Here is a 16207-nt window from a genome sequence, read left to right on the forward strand (position 1 = left end):
GGCGGGCCGGGGCATCGCACAGATCACTTCTCGACGACCGCGAGGACGTCGCGGGCGGAGAGCAGCAGGTACTCCTCGCCGGCGTACTTGACCTCGGTGCCGCCGTACTTCGAGTAGATGACCTTGTCACCCACCTTGACGTCGACCGGGATGCGGTTGCCCTTGTCGTCGACGCGGCCCGGGCCGACCGCCAGGACGGTGCCCTCCTGCGGCTTCTCCTTGGCGGTGTCGGGGATCACGAGGCCCGACGCGGTGGTGGTCTCAGCCTCGTTCGCCTGGACCAGGATCCGGTCCTCGAGCGGCTTGATCGCAACCTTCGTCGCGGTAGTCACGAGCATACCCTCCTGGGGTATAGCCCCAGGTCCCGCGGCACGAGACCCAGGTGTTGTCTTCTGGTCGAGTAGGCCGCCCGGTGCGGCGCCGTCGTCGCGGGTGTCGGCGTCGCCGGGCGGTCGTGCGTTAGCACTCTGCATGGCAGGGTGCTAACTCGAACATTATGCCGGACCTAGCACTCAGTCAAGGAGAGTGCCAGCCGCCACTCAGTGAATTATCCGATTCACCCTGGTGTCCGGCGCTCCCGGAGCACGCTGCGAGAATCAGCCCGTGGACCTCGACCAGCTGGCGCTGCTGCGTACCCCCGCCGGAGCGGCGGCGCTGGCGCTGGCCGCGGAGCTGGCCGGCACCGACGAGCTGGCCGCCGCCACGGCGCTGCGCGCCCGCGGCTTCCCACCCGGCCTGGCCGCCGCCGCGCTGACCCAGGTCACCCTGCGGGCCCGCGCGGGCGCGAAGTTCGGGGCCGACGCCCCGCGCGCCTTCCTCACCCGGGCCGGGCTGGAGCAGGCCACCCGCGAGATCGTCGCGGTACGCCGCGCGGCCCGGCTGCGCGCCGCCGGGGTGACCGCCCTGGCCGACCTGGGCTGCGGGCTCGGCGCCGACCTGCGCGCCGTCGCCGCCGCCGGGATCCGGGCCTTCGGCGTCGACGCCGACCCCGTCACCGCCGCCTGCGCCGCCCTCAACGTGCCCGACGCCACGGTGACCTGCGGCGACGCGCGCGACTTCGACCTGAGCGAGGTCGATGCCGTCTTCTGCGACCCCGCCCGCCGCAGCGGCGGCCGCCGCGTGTTCCGCCCCGAGGACTACTCGCCGCCCTGGGACTGGGTCACCAGCCTGCCGGAGCGCGTCCCGCATACCGTGCTCAAGCTCGCCCCCGGCATCGACCAGGCGCTGCTGCCGCCCGGCGCCGAGCTGGAGCTGGTCTCCGTCGACGGCGACGTGGTCGAGGCCGCCGCCTGGTGCGGCCCCCTGGCCCGCGCCCCCCGCCGCGCCACCGTCTTCCGCGACGGCACGCCCCACGAGCTCACCGGCACCGGCGAGCAGACGGCCCCCGTCGGCCCGCCCGGCCGCTACGTCACCGACCCCGACGGCGCCGTCGTCCGCGCCCACCTGGTCGCCGAGTTCGCCGCCGCCCACACCGGCCGCCTCGCCGACCCCACCATCGCCTACGTCTGGACCGACACCCCCGTGACCTCCCCCTTCGGCCGCTGCTTCGAGGTGGTCGAGACGATGCCCTTCTCCCTCAAGCGCCTGCGCGCCGCCCTCCGCGAGCGCGCCATCGGCCGCCTGGAGATCCTCAAACGCGGCTCCGCCCTCGACGTCGAACAGCTCCGCCGCGACCTCCGCCTCACCGGCCCCCACCCCCTGACCCTCCTCCTCACCCGCATCTCCGCCACCCCCACCGCCGTCCTCGCCCACCCGGTCGCGCGTTGATCATGAACTTATGGCCGTGTTCGACGGCGTGTCACCACCCCGGCGCCGTGATCACCGGCCGGCGGTAGCATCGCGCCATGGCCAGCCAGGGGACGCCCGCGACGGCGCTGCTCACCAAGCAGAAGGTGACGCACACGCTGCACCCGTACGAGGTGTCGGCGGACTCCCCCAACTACGGCGCGCTGGTGGCCGAGGCGATCGGCGCCGACCCGGCCCGGGTGTTCAAGACGCTGGTGACCGAGGTCGACGGCAGGCTGACCGTGGCCGTGGTGCCGGTGACCGGTGAGATCGACCTGAAGGCGCTGGCCGCGGCGGCGGGCGGGAAGAAGGCGGCGATGGCCGACCGCGACCTCGCCGAGAAGACCACCGGTTACGTGCGGGGCGGCATCAGCCCGCTCGGCCAGCGCAAGCGCCTGCCCACCGTGATCGACCGGTCGGCCCTGGACGGCGAGGCCATGTACGTCTCCGCCGGCAAGCGCGGCCTCCAGCTCCAGCTGGCCCCAGCCGACCTGGTCCGCCTCACCCAGGCCGTCCTCGCCCCCATCGCGCGCCCGTAACCGGGACGCGCCGCACTCCCCCCCATACCCCCACAAGATCGTGACGATCTTGCGCGAAACGTTAGTGATTTGTCCTATTTGGGCGTGTCGCACCCACAGTCCGCGCAAGATCGGCGCACGAGAGGGGTGGGAGAGCGGTTTCGCGGGGTGGATCTTTGGTTACGGGGACGTTGCTGAATTGTTATTGCCAACAACAAACCCGGGGCTTGCGCGTTTGGTTTTGTTCCGCATACGTTGTCGCACACAACAAAACCCTTGTGACCGGCCTCACGCACCGCTGACAGCTCTGGCTTCGCCGGCCCGAACGGCCGAACACAACCGCACCACCGTTGAGTACACACCCCTGAATCCGAGAGGATTTGAGCAACGATGCGCAAAGGGATCCTGGCTCTGACCATGACGGGCGCGCTCGCCCTCACCGGTCTCGCCGCCTGTGCGGAAGACACCACCGACCCCGGTGCGGCGAAGACGCCGAAGATCGGCGTCATCCTGCCGGACAGCAAGTCCTCGGCCCGCTGGGAGACGGCGGACCGTAAGTACCTCGAGGAGGCCTTCAAGGCCGCCGGCGTGCAGTACGACATCCAGAACGCCCAGGGTGACAAGACCCAGTTCCAGTCGATCGCCGACCAGATGATCACCGGTGGCGTGACCGTCCTGGTCATCGTCAACCTGGACTCGGGCACCGGCAAGGCCGTGCTGGACAAGGCCAAGGCGCAGGGCATCCCGACCATCGACTACGACCGGCTCACGCTGGGCGGCGGCGCGGAGTACTACGTCTCCTTCGACAACGTCGCGGTCGGCCGCCTGCAGGGCGAGGGCCTGGTCAAGTGCCTCACCGAGAAGGGCGTGAAGAACCCGGCGATCGCGCAGCTGAACGGCTCGCCGACGGACAACAACGCGACCCTGTTCAAGGAGGGCGGCGTCTCCGTCCTCAAGCCGAAGTACGACGCCAAGGAGTACACCCTCGCCGCGGACCAGGCCGTGCCGGACTGGGACAACGCGCAGGGCGGCGTCATCTTCCAGCAGATGCTGACCAAGGCCAACGGCAAGATCGACGGCGTGCTCGCCGCGAACGACGGCCTGGGCAACGCGGCCATCTCCGTGCTGAAGACCAACAAGCTGAACGGCAAGGTCCCGGTCACCGGCCAGGACGCCACCGTGCAGGGTCTGCAGAACATCCTCCTCGGCGACCAGTGCATGACCGTGTACAAGGCCGTCAAGAAGGAGGCCACCGCGACCGCCGAGCTGGCGATCGCCCTGGCCAAGGGTGAGAAGAAGCAGGTCTCGCAGACCACCAAGGACTCCGAGTCCGGCAAGGACGTGCCCTCGGTGCTGCTGGAGCCGCAGGCGATCTACTTCAACAACGTGAAGGACGTCGTCACCGACGGCTACGTGACCAAGGACGAGCTGTGCACCGCCGACTTCGCGGCCAAGTGCACCGAGGCCGGCATCAGCTGACCTGACCGGCTCACAACAGGTGTGGTCCCTGGGGACGCGAGTGCCCCGGGGACCACGCTTGTGGAACAAGCAGTAACCCCCTCGAACGGAGCCCCTGATGGGAACCCCTCTACTCGAACTGCGTGGGATCAACAAGAGCTTCGGCCCGGTGCAGGTGCTGCGGGACGTGGCCTTCTCGGTTCAACCAGGCGAGGTCACCGCCCTCGTCGGCGACAACGGCGCCGGCAAGTCAACGCTGGTCAAATGCATCGGCGGCATCTACCCCATCGACTCAGGCGACTACCTGATCGAGGGTAAGCAGGTCAGCGTCCACAGCCCGCGCGACGCCGCGCAGCTGGGCGTCGAGATCGTCTACCAGGACCTGGCGCTCTGCGACAACCTGGACATCGTCCAGAACATGTTCCTGGGCCGCGAGCGCCGCAGCGGCATGATCCTCGACGAGCCGACCATGGAGCAGCTCGCCTCGGAGACCCTGGCCAGCCTGTCGGTGCGGACGGTGAAGTCCGTACGCCAGCAGGTGTCCAGCCTCTCCGGCGGTCAGCGGCAGACGGTCGCCATCGCCAAGGCCGTGCTGTGGAACAGCAAGCTGGTCATCCTCGACGAGCCCACCGCCGCGCTCGGCGTCGCGCAGACCGCCCAGGTCCTGGAGCTGGTGCGGCGCCTCGCCGACAACGGCCTGGCCGTCGTCCTGATCTCGCACAACATGAACGACGTGTTCGCCGTCTCGGACCGGATCGCCGCGCTCTACCTGGGGCAGATGGCGGCGCAGGTCAAGACGACCGACGTCACCCACGCACAGGTGGTCGAGCTGATCACCTCGGGTCGCAGCGGCGCGCTGGGCCTCGCTGAGGAAGGAGCGGCGGCATGAGCGCCGTCACCACGAACCCCGCGGCCGTCGTCGACAAGCCGTCGGCCAAGGACGAGGGGATCCTGGGCTACCTGCGGGGGTACGGCCGCAAGGTGCGCGGCGGCGACATGGGCGCGCTGCCGGCGGTGCTCGGCCTGCTGGTGCTGTGCGTCGTGTTCGGCCTGGCCCGCCCCGTCTTCCTCACCGCGCCGAACTTCGCCAACCTGCTCACCCAGGCCGGCCCGGTCGTCGTCATCGCGATGGGCCTGGTCTTCGTGCTGCTGCTGGGCGAGATCGACCTCAGCGCCGGCTACGCCTCGGGCGTGTGCGCCGCGGTGCTGGCGATCCTGCTGACCACCAACGGCTACCCGTGGTACGTCGCCGTCGCCGCCTCGCTGGCCACCGGCATCGTCATCGGCCTGCTGCTGGGCTTCCTGGTGGCCAAGATCGGCATTCCGTCGTTCGTGGTCACCCTCGCCGCGTTCCTGGGCTTCCAGGGCGTGGTGCTGTGGCTGCTGGACGAGGGCACCAACATCTCGGTGCGCGACAGCGTCATCATCGCGCTGGAGAACGAGTACCTGCCGCCGCTGGTGGGTTGGGGCCTGGCCGCGCTGACCGTGCTCGGCTTCACCACCGTGCAGCTGATCCAGCAGCGTAACCGGCGCCGCCGCGGCCTCAAGGCCGACCTGTGGCAGGTCGTCGCGTTCCGGGTGATCGGCCTGGCGGTGCTGGTCGGTTTCGCGGTCGCCATCCTGAACCAGGAGCGCAGCCGCAACCCGCTGTTCTCGCTCAAGGGCGTGCCGATCATCGTGCCGGTGGTGGGCGTCCTGCTGCTGCTGTGGACGTTCGTGCTGCGCCGCACCGCGTACGGCCGGCACATCTACGCGGTGGGCGGCAACAAGGAGGCGGCCCGCCGCGCCGGCATCAACGTCGACGGCATCCGGATCTCCGCGTTCGTCATCTGCTCGGCGATGGCCTCGATCGGCGGTGTGCTGGCGGCCAGCCAGGCGCGCTCGGTCGACCCCAACACCGGTGGCTCCAATGTGCTCCTCTACGCCGTCGCGGCGGCCGTCATCGGCGGCACCAGCCTCTTCGGCGGCAAGGGCCGCGTGCTCGACGCCGTGCTCGGCGGCCTGGTGATCACGATGATCATCAACGGCATGGGCCTCGTCGGGTGGAGTTCGGCATACAAGTACATTGCCACCGGCGTCGTGCTGCTGCTCGCCGCGAGCGTCGACGCGTTCTCGCGCAGGCGCGCCGCCGCGAGCAGCTGACCGGCGTACATCCGTCTACAGGAGAATCATGCGAGCGGGACCGAGCCAGGAGGAGATCCGGCGGCAGAATCTGGGCGCGTTGCTGCGTTTCGTGCACGTGCGCGGCCAGATCTCCCGTGCCGAGCTCACCTCCGAGCTCGGTCTCAACCGCTCCACCATCGGCGCCCTCACCGCTGACCTGGCCGGCGTCGGCCTGGTCAGCGAGGAGGCGCCGCGGGAGACCGGCCGGGCCGGGCGCCCGTCGCTGGTGGTGCGCCCCTCGTCCGACCTGGTCTACGCGTACGCGGCGAGCGTCGAGGTGGACCGGATCCGGGTGGCCCGGGTCGGGCTGGGCGGGGTGGTGCTGGACCAGCGCGAGGCGCCCCGCCCGCGCGGGGAGGCGATCGAGGCGGTCCGCCCCGTCGCCGAGTTCGTCAAGGACATGGCCGCCGACGTGCCACCGCAGGCGCGCTGCATCGGGGCCGGCATCGCCGTGTGCGGGCTGGTCCGCCGCGAGGACGGCCTGGTCCGGCTCGGGCCGCACCTGGGCTGGATGGACGAGCCGCTCGGCCACGCCCTGCAGGACCACCTGCCCGAGCTGCTGCCGCAGGTCGCGGTCGGCAACGTGGCGGACCTGTGCGCGCTGGCCGAGCACACCCGCGGCGTCGCCGTGGGCTGCGCCAACCTCATCTACGTGTACGGCGACGTCGGCGTGGGCGCCGGCATCATCGCGGGCGGGCGGCGCGTCACCGGACACGGCGGCTACGGCGGCGAGGTCGGCCACATGGTGGTCAACCCGCACGGGCGCGCCTGCGGCTGCGGCTCGCGCGGCTGCTGGGAGACCGAGATCGGCGAGCACGCCCTGCTGCGCGCGGCGGGCCGGGACTGCTCGCCGGGCGCGCCGATGGGCACCGACGCGGTGCTGTCCGTGGTGGACGCCGCCGCGCGCGGGGACGCCGCCGCGCAGACCGCGGTGCGCCAGGTCGGCGACTGGCTCGGCTTCGGCGTGGCGAACCTGGTCAACATCTTCAACCCCGAGCTGGTCATCTTCGGCGGCACGCTGCGCGACGTCTACCTGGCCGCCGCGGCGCAGGTGCGCAGCCGCCTGAACAGCATCGGGCTGCCCGCCACCCGGGAGCACGTGCGGCTGCGTACCCCCAAGCTGGGCAATGACGCGGCGCTGCTGGGCGCCGCGGAGCTGGCCTTCGAGCAGCTGCTGGCCGACCCGCTGGGCTGACCGGCAATACCGGGCGAATCCCCGGCCATCCAGCACAATGGATGGTTGTGAGGGTGACCGAATCGTCCCGGCACACCGCTTCCCTGCCCCGCCAGCCGGAAACGCACGTTCCCGTGGTGACGCCGGTCCGGCTGGCCGGGCTGGCCGACGTGCCGCACGCGCTGCCGTATCAGGGCAGCAAGCGCCGGCTCGCGCACGCGATCGTGCCGCTGCTGCCCGCCGACACCGACCGGCTGCTGGAGCCGTTCGCCGGGTCGGCGGCGGTGACCATCGCGGCCCGGCATCTGCGCATCGGGCGCACCGCCGAGATCAGCGACCTCAACGTGCCGCTGATGCGGCTGTGGCAGCGGGTGCTCGCCGAGCCCGGGGCGCTGGCCGACGACTACGCGCTGCTGTGGCACGCGCAGCAGGCCGACCCGCGGGCCTACTACGACGCCGTACGCGACCGGTTCAACGCGACCGGCGAGCCGCACTGCCTGCTCTACCTGCTGGCCCGCTGCGTGAAGGCCGCGGTGCGCTACAACCGCGAGGGCGGGTTCAACCAAGGCCCGGACAAGCGGCGGCTGGGCGCCCGCCCCGAGGTGATGCGGGTGCGGCTCACCGAGACCGCGCGGGCGCTCGCCGGCTGCCGCGCCTACGCGGCCGACTACGCCGACGTGCTGGCCCACGCCGATCCCGCCGACGTGGTCTACCTGGACCCGCCCTACCAGGGCGTCAGCTCGGCCCGCGACCACCGTTACATGGCCGGGCTGCCCCGCGAGGCGTTCGTGGCGCGGCTGCGCGAGGCGGTCGCGGCGGGCACGTCCTTCGTGCTGTCCTACGACGGCCTGTCCCGGGAACGCACCGGCGACCGCGCCTACGGCGAGCCGCTGCCCGCCGACCTCGGCCTGCTCCATCTGCACGTGGATGCGGGCACGTCCACGCAGGCGACCCTGCACGGCCGACGCGCCCGCACGCTCGAATCGCTGTACCTCTCCCCCGCCCTGGTGGCCCGCCTCGGCGGCCCCGCCGCCGTCCTCGGCACCACCTCCCCCTGACCACCTCGTGCGGGCGGACGAGGGCGAGTGGGCGGTCAGCTCTGCCAGGAGCGCCAGAGGGCGGCGTAGGAGCCGTCGGCGGCGACGAGGTCGTCGTGGGAGCCCAGCTCGGTGATGCGGCCGTCCTCGACGACGGCGACGCGGTCGGCGTCGTGGGCCGAGAAGAGGCGGTGCGCGATCGCGACGACGGTGCGCCCGTCCAGCACGGCGGCAAGCGTTCGCTCCAGGTGCCGGGCGGCGCGCGGGTCGATCAGCGAGGTGGCCTCGTCGAGCACCAGCGTGTGCGGGTCGGCCAGCACCAGCCGGGCCAGCGCGAGCTGCTGCGCCTGGGCGGGCGAGACCTCGTGCCTCCCGCTGCCGACCTCGGTGGCCAGGCCCTCGGGCAGGTCGTCGACCCAGTCCAGGGCGTCCACCGCGGCCAGCGCCCGGCGGATCTCGGCGTCGTCGGCGGACGGCTTGGCCAGGGCCAGGTTGTCGCGCAGCGTGCCCAGGAAGACGTGGTGCTCCTGGGTGACCAGCGCGACGTGGCCGCGCAGCTCCTCCAGCGGCAGCTCGACCAGCGGCGCACCGCCGACCGCGACGGAACCGGTGCGCGGCCCGTCGATGCCCGCGAGCAGCCGCCCCAGTGTGGACTTGCCCGCGCCGGACGGGCCGACCATGGCCAGCCGCTCGCCGGGGGCGATGGTCAGGTCTACACCGTGCAGCACGTCCCGGCCTTCGGTGTACGCGTACCGCACGTCGCTCGCCGTGAGCTGCTCGGAGTCCGGCCGGGCGTCGCCGGGCGTGCGGTCGTCGCCGGCCTCGGCCACGCCCAGCAGCCGGGCCAGCGACGTCGCGCCGACCTGCAGCTCGTCGGCCCAGCCCAGCAGCCGGTCGATCGGCTCGACGAGCTGCTGTACGTAGAACACGGCCGTGACGACCTGCGCCAGCTCGGCCCAGCCCTGGATGTAGAACCAGCCGCCGAGGAACAGCGTGGCCACCACCGGCAGCACGAAGCCGACCTCGACCACCGGCCAGAACACGGTGCGCAGGCGCAGCGTGCCCCGCTCGGCCAGGTACTGCTCGTGCAGGTCGCGGTCGGTGCGGGTGATGCGGCGGGCGCCGGTGCGCAGCGCCTCGGTGGTGCGCGCGCCGTCGAAGGTCTCGGTGAGCCCGTCGATCACCTCGGAGGAGGCGGCGTTCTCGCGCAGGTACGCCTTGGGGGCGCGGCGCAGGTACCACCGCGCGCCGCCGATGATGATCGGCGCGCCGACCAGGCAGGGCAGGGCGAGCAGCGGGGACAGCCAGATCAGCGCGCCCGCGGTCAGCACCAGGGTGACCGCGGCGATCAGGCTCTCCGGCACGCCGCGGCGCACGCTGTGGGACAGCTGCGCGACATCCCGGCTGGTACGCGTGACCAGGTCCCCGGTGCCCGCCCGCTCCACGGTGGACAGCGGAATGGCCAGCACCCGGTCCACGAACTCCTCACGCAGCTCGGCCAGCACCCGCTCGCCCAGGTTCGCCGAGGAGAACGCGGCGAACCGGGTGAGCACCGCCTGCACCAGCACGAACACCACCAGCGCGACGGCGATGCCGTCGACCGCGGACACGGTGGTGCCGTGCTCGATCGCGCCGATCAGCCGCCCCAGCAGGAACGGGGTGACCAGGCCCGCCAGCGCGGCCAGGCCGTGCAGCGCGACGACCCGGAACAGCGGGCCGGTGTGCCGCCGGGTCAGCTGCCGGGCGTAGCGGCGTACCGCGGGCGCATCGGCGACCGGAAGCTGGACCCTCATTCGACACTCCTCGTGACCACGGCCCGGTAACCGGGCTCGGCGGCCAGCAGCTCGCGGTGGGTGCCCTCGGCGGCGACCTTGCCGTCCTCGACGTACACCACGTGGTCGGCGCGGTCGAGCAGCAGCGGGCTGGTGGCCGCGACCAGGGTGGTCCGGCCCTGCCGCGCGGCGCCCAGCCGGTCGGCGATGCGGGCCTCGGTGTGCGCGTCGACGGCGCTGGTCGGCTCGACCAGGATCAGGATCGGCGGGTCCGCGACCAGGGCGCGGGCCAGCCGCAGCCGCTGCTGCTGGCCGCCGGAGAACTCCCGCCCCCGCTCGGCGACGAACGCGTCCAGCCCGCCGGGCAGCGCGTCCACGATCTCCTCGGCGGACGCCGCGTGCAGCGCCGCCGTGAGCCGCGCGTCGTCCCCGTCGCCGGCCGGGTCCAGCTCCTCGCGCAGCGGGCCGCTGAACAGGCGGGCGTTGTTGTCGGCGACCAGGATGCGGGCGCGCACGTCGTCGCGGGTGGCCTCGGCCAGCGGCACGCCGCCCAGGGTCACCTCGCCCTCGGTGTAGCGGCCGAGCCGGTCGGCGATCTCGATGGCGTCCTCGGGCCGGTCCGCGGCGAGCACGGTCAGCACGCCGGGGCGCAGCGCCAGGCCGGACTTCACGTCGGCCAGCACGCCGTGCGCGGGCAGCTCCCGGGGCGACGCCGGGCCGGTGATCTCCGGCTCCAGCCGCAGCACCTTCAGCACGCGCCCCGCCGACACGTGCCCGCGGGTCATCTTCTCCAGCATCTCCGCGAGCGTGCGCAGCGGCATGATCAGGAATGCGGCGTACCCGTAGAAGCTGGCCAGCTCGCCGGGCTGGATCTCGCCGGTCACCGCCAGCCGCGCGCCGAGCCAGGTGACCAGCGCCAGGAACAGGCCCGGCATGAGCACCTGGATCGCCTCCAGCAGCGAGTCGATGCGCGCCGCCCGGATGCCCGCCGCGCGCAGCTGCTGCGACTGCTCCCGATACCGGCCGGCGAAGACCTGCTCGCCGCCGATGCCGCGCAGCACCCGCAGCCCGGCCACGATGTCCACGGCCCGCCCGGTCAGCGTGCCCTGCTGGTCGCGGTACGCCTGCTGGCGGCGGTGCAGCGGCTTGATGAGCAGGCTGACCACCGCCATCTGCACCGGCACGCCGAGCAGCACCACCAGGCCGAGCTTCACCGACGCGGTGAGCAGGATGATCGTGACGGTGATCAGGCTGACCACGGCGGCCGAGCCGCGCGCGGTGATGTCCAGGGCGTTGCCGATCTGCCCGGTGTCGGCCGCGCCGATGGCGACCACCTCGCCGGTGGCCAGCCGCTTGGGCAGCGTCGCGCCCAGCTTGTTGGCGTGCCGCACCACGGCCTGCACGGTGCGGAAGCTGGCCGACATCCAGTTGAAGATGGCGTTGCGGTGCCGCATGATGCCGCTGACCGCCTGCACCAGCCCCAGCAACAGGAACGCCCCGGCCCACTGGGCCAGGGCGGTGGTGTCGCGGGTGGTGATGCCGGCGTCGATCGCCCTGCCGATCACCATCGGCATCAGCGCCGCGGTGAGCATCCAGATGATGCCGAAGAACATGCCGAACCCGATGGTCGGCAACTGTTGCGAGGCCAGCCACCACAGGTATCGGGCGGCTGACCTGGTGTCGGGCGTGCCGGGATCGGCGACAGGTAAGGATCGCATAGCGGCGCTGAACTTACTAAAGCCGCGTGCGGAACGCCAATCGTTTTTCGAGCGTTCACGCAGCCAGGAGGCCGGGCACGTCACCCAGACGGCGTACCGTCTCGCCGGTCCAACCCGGATCGCCGTCGGTGTACTCCACGGTGCGGATCACGCGCATGCCCAGCGCCGCGGCCGCGTTCAGCTCACCGCCCCAGCCGTCGCCGACGAAGACGCAGTCCTCCGGCGCCACCCCCAGGTCACCGCAGACCTTCAGGAAGATCACCGGATCCGGCTTCACCGCGCCCAGCAGGCAGGAGAACGCGGCCACGTCGAACCGGGACGCCAGCGGCTGCCCGCGCCAGAGCGTCACCGTCTCCGTCGAGCAGTTGCTGACCAGCCCCAGCGGATGGCCCAGCGCGCGCAGCCGGTCCAGCACCGCGAGCGTGGCCGCGGGCGGCCACAGCAGCTCGCGGCAGAACCGCAGCCGGGTCACCTCCGCGAACCGCACCGCCTGCTCCGTCGGCTCGCCGCCCAGCCGGTACGCCAGGGTGCGGATCGTCTCGGCGAGGGTGCCGAACTCACCCCGCATCCGGGCCGACGTCGTGCCGCGGAACAGCGCCGCGAACGGCTCGGGCGCCACGCCCAGCGCCGCCGCCATCCGCCGGCTCACCTCGTCGCGCTGCTCCTGCGGCCGGTCCGGGAGCAGCGTCTCGTAGAGGTCGAAGAGGATCGCACCCCGCCGCCGCGCCCGCCGCATGTCCAGCACGCGCAGAGGCTACCGGAGTATGGGACGCGAGGGCACCGCTGTCCGGCCGGGATCGGCGTCACGGGCGGACCGTTCCGCGTCGGTCACCGGTCGACGGGGGTGAAGTCCCAGACGTGGGGCGAGCGGGCGGTGAGATTGTCGGGCGGGTCGGGCAGCGGACGCGGGTCGCTGCGCCAGCGGGAGATGACCACGATGCGCTGGTCGGTGGAGGAGAACACCTCGCTGGCGATGTGCAGCGGCTCGACCTCGATCCGCGGCACCGCCTCGTCGCATACCCAGTTCAGCAGGTCCGTGAAGGTGCGCGGGTATGCGCGCACCTCCCACATCCGCACGATCACGTCGTCGCCCTCAGCACCGGGCAAAGCTACACGCCCACCAGCGTCAGCGGCATCGCGGAGTCGGCCGGGAAGTCCAGCTTGGACGGAGCGTTGCCGGCGGCCACCAGATGCGCCCCGAGCGCGGCGACCATGGCGCCGTTGTCCGTGCACAGCTTCGGCCGGGGCACCCGCACCGTGATGCCGTACTTCGCGGCGCGCTCGGCGGCCATCGCCTTCAGCCGCGAGTTCGCCGCCACGCCGCCGCCGATGACCAGGGTGTCGATGCCCTGCGTCCGGCAGGCGTCGATCGCCTTCATGGTCAGCACGTCGCAGACCGCGTCCTGGAAGCTCGCCGCCACGTCGTCGACCGGCACCGGCTCGCCGCTGCGCTCACGCGCCTCGACCCAGCGGGCCACGGCCGTCTTCAGGCCGGAGAAGGAGAAGTCGAACCGGTGCTCGACCAGGTCCTTCGGGGCGGTCAGGCCGCGCGGGAAGGTGATCGCGAGCGGGTCGCCGTTGCGGGCCGCCCTGTCGATCGGCGGGCCGCCCGGGAACGGCATGCCCAGCAGCCGGGCCACCTTGTCGAACGCCTCGCCGGCCGCGTCGTCGATGGTCGCGCCGAGCGGGGTCACCCCGCGGGCCAGGTCGTCGACCCGCAGCAGCGAGGAGTGCCCACCGGAGACCAGCAGCGCGATCGCCGGCTCGGGCAGCGGCCCGTGCTCCAGGGTGTCCACCGCCACGTGCGCGGCCAGGTGGTTCACCCCGTAGATCGGCTTCTCGGCGGCCAGCGCCAGGCCCTTGGCCCCGGCGACGCCGACCAGCAGCGCCCCGGCCAGGCCCGGCCCGGCGGTCACCGCGATGGCGTCGATGTCGGCCAGGGTCACCCCGGCTTCGTCCAGCGCCCGGTGCAGCGTCGGCACCAGCGCCTGCAGGTGGGCGCGGCTGGCCACCTCGGGCACCACGCCGCCGAAGCGGGCGTGCTCGTCCACGCTGGAGGCGAGCGCGTCGGCCAGCAGGGTGTGCCCCCGCACGATGCCCACGCCGGTCTCGTCGCAGCTGCTCTCGATGCCGAGAACCAGCGGCTCATCCTTCAAGGTCACGGTTCTTCCCGTCTCATCACCAGGGCGTCGGTGTTGCTGGGCTGGTAGTAGCCCTTGCGTACGCCGATCGCCTCGAAGCCGTACGCGGCGTAGAGCCGCTGCGCGGCGGCGTTGTCCGCCGCGACCTCCAGCAGGATCTGCTTCACCCCGTGCCGCCCCGCCTCGGCGAGCAGCCCTTCCAGCAGCGCCCGGCCGATGCCGCGCCGCTGGGCGTCCCGGCGTACCGCGATGTTGTTGATCCAGCCTTCGCCCTGCCCGACGGCCAGCCCGGCGTAGCCGAGCACGCTGCCGTCGTCGTCCGTGGCGACCAGGTAGTGGTGCCCGTTGGCCAGCTCGTTCCAGAACATGGCCGCCGTCCACTGCTCGGCGCCGAACAGGTCCGCCTCGACCGGCAGCAGTTCGTCGATCTGCCACCACCGCAGCCGGTCGATCTTCATCGTTCGCTCGCCGACAGCGCGGGCTTGCGGGCCGACGGCTCGACCGCGTCTGGGCGGCGCAGGTAGAGCGGGGTGAGCGGCTCGCTCGGCGCGCCCTCACGGACCCGCTGTGCGGCGATCTCGACCAGCGCCCCGGGGTCCGGGAAGCGGGCGTCGCCCACGGGCAGGCCGAGCTGGTCGGCGTACTTCTGCGCGCCCTCGCCCACGGCCGTGGTCACGCCGAACTCCGCGAGCCGGGGTGCCACGTCGGCGGGCTTGTCCACGGCCGGGCCGGTCAGCGGGCTGCCGTCGGCGTACACCGCCCAGTAGACCTCGCGGCGGCGGGCGTCCGTGGCGACCAGGACCCGTCCCGTGGTGCGCAGGCCCAGCGCGTCCAGCGTGCAGACGCCGTACGCCGGGATGCCCAGCACCATCGTCAGCGAGGCCGCCGTGACCAGGCCCACCCGCAGCCCCGTAAACGGGCCGGGACCCACCCCCGCGACGACCGCGCCCAGGTCGCGGGGCTTGACGCCCGCCTCGGCCAGCACTGCGTCCAGCTGCGGCGCGAGCAGCTCGCCGTGCGCCTTGCCATCGACCGCCGCCCGCTGCGCGAGCACCGCATACCCCGACGGGCCGACCTCCGCCAGCGCCGCCGTCACGGCCGGCGTAGCGGTATCCAGAACCAGCACCAACACGCCACCCACCCTACTGCCCACCCCGCCCCACCCGGTTGATCATGAACCTATGGCAAGGCTCGGCGGCGTGTCGTGGACACAGCCTCCTGATCGACTTCCGGCCGCCGGTTCTGGGACGGCGCGCGGCCCTGGGCGGTGTGCGGCGTACTGCTGGGTAGTCTGGGACACATGTGGCAAGGCGACGCTCAATCCCAGGTCGTGGTCGACCTCGACGCGATCCGCGCGAACGTGGCCACGCTGCGGTCGCACACCACCGCGCAGGTGATGGCCGTGGTCAAGGGCGACGGGTACGGGCACGGCATGGTCGCCGCCGCCCGCGCCGCGCTGTCCGGCGGCGCGACCTGGCTCGGCGTGTGCACCCTGGAGGAGGCCTTCGGCCTGCGCGACGCCGGCCTGACCGCCCCCGTGCTGTCCTGGCTGTGGCTGCCCGGCCAGCCGGTGGGCCGCGCGATCGAGCGTGACGTCGATCTCAGCGTGGCCAGCCTGTCCCAGCTCGCGGCCGTGCTCGCCGGGGCGCGCGAGGCCGGTCGCGCCGCGCGGCTACACCTCAAGATCGACACTGGTCTGTCCCGGGGCGGCGCCACCGCGCAGGAGTGGCCGCAGCTCGTCGAGGCCGCCGCCAAGGCCCAGGCCGACGGGTACGCCGAGATCGTCGGCGTGTGGAGCCACTTCGTGTACGCCGACGCCCCCGGCCACGAGACCATCGACCACCAGCTCGCCGGTTTCACGGATGCGCTCGGCGTCGCGTTGCGCCTCGGCGTCGAGCCGCAGCTGCGCCACATCGCGAACTCGGCCGCCACGCTGACCCGCCCCGACGCTCACTTCGACCTGGTCCGGCCCGGCATCGCCGTGTACGGCCTGTCCCCCGTCGAGGACCCGGCGATCCGCGCCTCGCTGCGCCCCGCGATGACCGCCCGCGCCCGGGTGCTGCTGTCCAAGCGCCTGCCCGCCGGCCAGGGCATCTCGTACGGGCACACCTACGTCACCGAGCGCGAGTCGACCGTGGCCCTGGTGCCGCTCGGCTACGCCGACGGGGTGCCCCGGCACGCCTCCAACAGCGGCCCGGTGCTGCTCAACGGCGCCCGCTACACCGTCGCCGGGCGGGTGTGCATGGACCAGTTCGTGGTCGACGCCGGGGACGCGCCGGTCGCCGAGGGCGACGAGGTGATCCTCTTCGGGCCGGGCGACCGCGGCGAGCCCACCGCCGACGACTGGGCCGACGCCGTCGGCACCATCAACTACGAGATCGTCACCCGTTTCGGCAGCTCCCGGGTCCCGCGCGTGTACCGCGGTGATGACGCGTGAGCGC

General features: G+C 72.7%; 16 protein-coding genes. 8 read left to right on the forward strand and 8 right to left on the reverse strand.

Annotated elements, in window-relative coordinates:
- Positions 1-23: 23 nt before the first annotated feature.
- On the reverse strand, positions 24-338 hold the full coding sequence (gene groES / locus CS0771_RS03165; protein WP_203692166.1) for a co-chaperone GroES: 315 nt from the start codon (positions 336-338) through the stop codon (positions 24-26).
- 265 nt (positions 339-603) lie between these two features.
- Between groES and CS0771_RS03170 the strand changes: the two genes are divergently transcribed.
- The 7 genes from CS0771_RS03170 to CS0771_RS03200 all read left to right on the forward strand — a co-directional run bounded on the left by CS0771_RS03170 (position 604) and on the right by CS0771_RS03200 (position 8156).
- Positions 604-1767 carry a class I SAM-dependent methyltransferase gene (locus CS0771_RS03170; protein WP_212839711.1) on the forward strand — a complete coding sequence of 388 codons (1164 nt, stop codon included), beginning with the start codon at positions 604-606 and terminating at the stop codon, positions 1765-1767.
- A gap of 77 nt (positions 1768-1844) precedes the next feature.
- The gene (ybaK, locus tag CS0771_RS03175) at positions 1845-2324 is read left to right on the forward strand and encodes a Cys-tRNA(Pro) deacylase (RefSeq protein ID WP_212839712.1); all 480 of its coding nucleotides are present in this window, start codon (positions 1845-1847) and stop codon (positions 2322-2324) included.
- A 369-nt stretch (positions 2325-2693) separates the two neighbouring features.
- Positions 2694-3782, forward strand: a complete 1089-nt coding sequence (locus CS0771_RS03180; RefSeq protein ID WP_212839713.1) for a sugar ABC transporter substrate-binding protein — start codon at positions 2694-2696, stop codon at positions 3780-3782.
- Between the two features lie 94 nt (positions 3783-3876).
- Entirely contained in the window at positions 3877-4650 is a 774-nt protein-coding gene (locus CS0771_RS03185) for an ATP-binding cassette domain-containing protein (RefSeq protein WP_212845591.1), read from the forward strand.
- A gap of 107 nt (positions 4651-4757) precedes the next feature.
- Entirely contained in the window at positions 4758-5903 is a 1146-nt protein-coding gene (locus tag CS0771_RS03190) for a sugar ABC transporter permease (RefSeq protein WP_244871299.1), read from the forward strand.
- A gap of 28 nt (positions 5904-5931) precedes the next feature.
- Entirely contained in the window at positions 5932-7119 is a 1188-nt protein-coding gene (locus CS0771_RS03195) for an ROK family transcriptional regulator (RefSeq protein WP_203741590.1), read from the forward strand.
- Between the two features lie 53 nt (positions 7120-7172).
- Positions 7173-8156 (forward strand): DNA adenine methylase, encoded by a 984-nt coding sequence (locus CS0771_RS03200; protein WP_212839715.1) that lies wholly within the window; start codon positions 7173-7175, stop codon positions 8154-8156.
- A gap of 35 nt (positions 8157-8191) precedes the next feature.
- Here CS0771_RS03200 and CS0771_RS03205 read toward each other — a convergent pair whose 3' ends face one another.
- The 7 genes from CS0771_RS03205 to tsaB all read right to left on the reverse strand — a co-directional run bounded on the left by CS0771_RS03205 (position 8192) and on the right by tsaB (position 14898).
- The gene (locus tag CS0771_RS03205) at positions 8192-9928 is read right to left on the reverse strand and encodes an ABC transporter ATP-binding protein (RefSeq protein ID WP_212839716.1); all 1737 of its coding nucleotides are present in this window, start codon (positions 9926-9928) and stop codon (positions 8192-8194) included.
- On the reverse strand, positions 9925-11625 hold the full coding sequence (locus CS0771_RS03210) for an ABC transporter ATP-binding protein (RefSeq protein WP_212839717.1): 1701 nt from the start codon (positions 11623-11625) through the stop codon (positions 9925-9927). Before CS0771_RS03210 ends, CS0771_RS03205 begins: the two co-directional genes overlap by 4 nt.
- Positions 11626-11680: 55 nt before the next feature.
- Positions 11681-12361, reverse strand: a complete 681-nt coding sequence (locus CS0771_RS03215; RefSeq protein WP_244871300.1) for an HAD family hydrolase — start codon at positions 12359-12361, stop codon at positions 11681-11683.
- Between the two features lie 92 nt (positions 12362-12453).
- The gene (locus CS0771_RS03220; RefSeq protein ID WP_203742084.1) at positions 12454-12708 is read right to left on the reverse strand and encodes a hypothetical protein; all 255 of its coding nucleotides are present in this window, start codon (positions 12706-12708) and stop codon (positions 12454-12456) included.
- 26 nt (positions 12709-12734) lie between these two features.
- A complete protein-coding gene (gene tsaD / locus CS0771_RS03225; protein WP_212845592.1) occupies positions 12735-13781 on the reverse strand; it encodes a tRNA (adenosine(37)-N6)-threonylcarbamoyltransferase complex transferase subunit TsaD in 1047 nt (348 codons plus the stop codon).
- A 2-nt stretch (positions 13782-13783) separates the two neighbouring features.
- Complete coding sequence (gene rimI, locus CS0771_RS03230; RefSeq protein ID WP_212839719.1) at positions 13784-14224, reverse strand: ribosomal protein S18-alanine N-acetyltransferase; 441 nt, start codon at positions 14222-14224, stop codon at positions 13784-13786.
- Entirely contained in the window at positions 14221-14898 is a 678-nt protein-coding gene (gene tsaB / locus CS0771_RS03235; protein WP_212839720.1) for a tRNA (adenosine(37)-N6)-threonylcarbamoyltransferase complex dimerization subunit type 1 TsaB, read from the reverse strand. Before tsaB ends, rimI begins: the two co-directional genes overlap by 4 nt.
- Positions 14899-15066: 168 nt before the next feature.
- Here tsaB and alr point away from each other — a divergent pair, with 168 nt between their 5' ends.
- Positions 15067-16203: an alanine racemase gene (alr, locus tag CS0771_RS03240; RefSeq protein ID WP_212839721.1), complete on the forward strand. Its 1137-nt coding sequence runs from the start codon at positions 15067-15069 to the stop codon at positions 16201-16203.
- The last annotated feature ends 4 nt before the right edge of the window (positions 16204-16207 follow it).

It is taken from the genome of Catellatospora sp. IY07-71 (assembly GCF_018326265.1).
GTDB lineage: Bacteria > Actinomycetota > Actinomycetes > Mycobacteriales > Micromonosporaceae > Catellatospora.